Below are 2,463 nucleotides of genomic sequence, written 5' to 3' on the forward strand. Positions count from 1 at the left end.
CGAGCGCCAGCCCCTGCTTCCTGGGCAACCGGTCCTCCGGCAAGCAGGGGCTGGCGCTCGCCGCGGTGGCCGCCGCCCGGGGGGCCGAGGTGACGCTGGTCGCCGCGAATGTGGCCCTGCCTGCCGCCCCGGGCGTGAAGGTGGTGTCGGTCGAGACGGCGCTCGAGCTGCAGGACGCCATGACGTCGATCGCCTCCGACGCGGACGTCGTGGTGATGTCGGCGGCCGTAGCCGACTTCCGCCCGAAGCACTACGCCGACGCCAAGATCAAGAAGTCCCATGCGGACTCGGCAGCCCCCGGTGCGGAGGCCGACGAGTCCGCACCCACCATCGAGCTGGTGCGCAACCCCGACATCCTGGCCGGGCTGGTGCGCTCCCGCGGCGAGGGCACGACCCCGGTCATCGTGGGGTTCGCCGCGGAGACCGGCGACGCACACGGGAGCGTGATGGACCACGGCCGCGACAAGCTCGCGCGCAAGGGGTGCGACGTGCTCGTGGTCAACGAGGTCGGCACCGACCTCGCCTTCGGCCGCGACGACAACCTCGTCCACATCCTGCGCCAGGGTGACGACCGCGTCGTCGAAGCCGGCCCCGCACCCAAGGAGGCCATCTCCGCCACGGTGTGGGACGTCATACAGGACCTGCTCACCGACAGCTAGACTCCCGCACAGTCATCAGCCAGCAGCCGCTGCACGAAGGAGCCCCACCCGTGTCCCCACGCCTGTTCACGTCCGAGTCCGTCACCGAGGGCCACCCGGACAAGATCTGCGACCAGATCAGCGACTCCATCCTGGACAACATGCTCGAGCAGGACGCGCACAGCCGGGTGGCGGTGGAGACGATGGTCACCACCGGCCTGGTGCACGTGGCCGGTGAGGTCAGCACCAGCGGTTACGTCGACATCCCCAAGGTCGTCCGCGACACGATCATCGAGGTCGGCTACGACTCGTCCATCAAGGGGTTCGACGGTCGCTCCTGCGGCGTCTCGATCTCGATCGGCCAGCAGTCGGTCGACATCGCGCAGGGCGTCGACACCGCCTACGAGAACCGCACCGGCGGCGTCGACCCGCTGGACAAGCAAGGGGCCGGCGACCAGGGCCTCATGTTCGGCTACGCCTGCGACGACACCCCCGAGCTGATGCCGCTGCCGATCCACCTGGCGCACCGGCTGGCCGAGCGGCTCACGACCGTCCGGAAGAACGGCGACGTGGCCTACCTGCGCCCGGACGGCAAGACCCAGGTCACCATCGCCTACGACGGCGACAAGGCGGTCAAGCTGGACACCGTGGTGCTCTCGACGCAACACGCGGCGGACGTGTCGCTGGAGGGGCTGCTCGAGCCCGACATCGAGACCTGGGTCATCAAGCCCGTGCTCGAGGAGCTCGCGGCGGCGGGCACCGACATCGACTTCTCCGACTACCGGATGCTGATCAACCCGACCGGCCGGTTCGAGATCGGTGGCCCGATGGGTGACGCCGGTCTCACCGGCCGCAAGATCATCGTCGACACCTACGGCGGCATGGCCCGGCACGGTGGCGGCGCCTTCTCCGGCAAGGACCCGAGCAAGGTGGACCGCTCCGCGGCCTACGCGATGCGCTGGGTGGCCAAGAACATCGTGGCGGCCGGACTCGCCCGCCGGTGCGAGGTGCAGGTCGCCTACGCCATCGGCAAGGCCCAGCCGGTCGGTCTCTACGTCGAGACGTTCGGCACCGAGACCGTGCCGCTCGACTCGATCCAGAACGCCATCACCAAGGTGTTCGACCTGCGGCCTGCCGCGATCATCGAGGACCTCGACCTGCTGCGGCCGATCTACAAGCCCACCGCGGCCTACGGCCACTTCGGGCGCAGCGAGGCGGAGGGCGTCGCGAACGCCTTCACCTGGGAGCGGATCGACCGCGTCGACCAGCTCAAGGCCGCCGTCTCCGCCTGATCCCTCCCGTTGTTGCTGGCGTTCGGCGTCGCCGATGACGCCTTTTCGCAGCAACACCCAGGGAGCCGCGGCGAAGGGCTCGCGCCGTCGGTGGGGTGCGATAGACCTTGGGCATGAGCGCAGGCACGGGATCCGACGAGTCCCCGGTGGGGGAACAGCTGTCGCTGGTCCGCGCGGCCGTGCGCCCCGTCGACGGGCGTCGTCGCCTGCCCTCGACCACTGAGCCGGCGACCGTCGACCCGGTCGCCGAGGTCCTGGTCGACGTCGGGCTCGCCCACCTCGACCGCCCCTTCGAATACCTCGTGCCGCAGTCCCTGGCCGACAAGGCGCTACCCGGCACACGGGTCAAGGTCCGGTTCGCCGGGCAGGACGTCGACGGTTTCGTCATCGCCCGCCGGGCCGAGGCCGAGCACACCGGCCGGCTGGCGCCGCTGCGACGGGTGGTCAGCGCCGAGCCGGTGCTCACGCCCACCCTGCTCTCGGTATGCCGTGAGGTCGCCGCGCGCTATGCCGGCACCGTCGGCGACGTGCTG

Annotated in this window: 3 protein-coding genes; all 3 read left to right on the plus strand. The window is 70.5% G+C overall.

The window, feature by feature from the left end; all coding sequences use genetic code 11:
• On the plus strand, window positions 1–659 hold a 659-nt coding region (locus FRW57_RS20420; RefSeq protein ID WP_275263229.1), incomplete at its 5' end, for a phosphopantothenoylcysteine decarboxylase domain-containing protein.
• A gap of 50 nt (window positions 660–709) precedes the next feature.
• Complete coding sequence (gene metK / locus FRW57_RS20425) at window positions 710–1,930, plus strand: methionine adenosyltransferase (RefSeq protein WP_137121989.1); 1,221 nt, start codon at window positions 710–712, stop codon at window positions 1,928–1,930.
• A gap of 113 nt (window positions 1,931–2,043) precedes the next feature.
• A partial coding sequence (locus tag FRW57_RS20430; protein WP_476748661.1) for a primosomal protein N' family DNA-binding protein occupies window positions 2,044–2,463 on the plus strand: 420 nt, incomplete at its 3' end.

Source organism: Segeticoccus rhizosphaerae (assembly GCF_009192725.1).
GTDB lineage: Bacteria > Actinomycetota > Actinomycetes > Actinomycetales > Dermatophilaceae > Segeticoccus > Segeticoccus rhizosphaerae.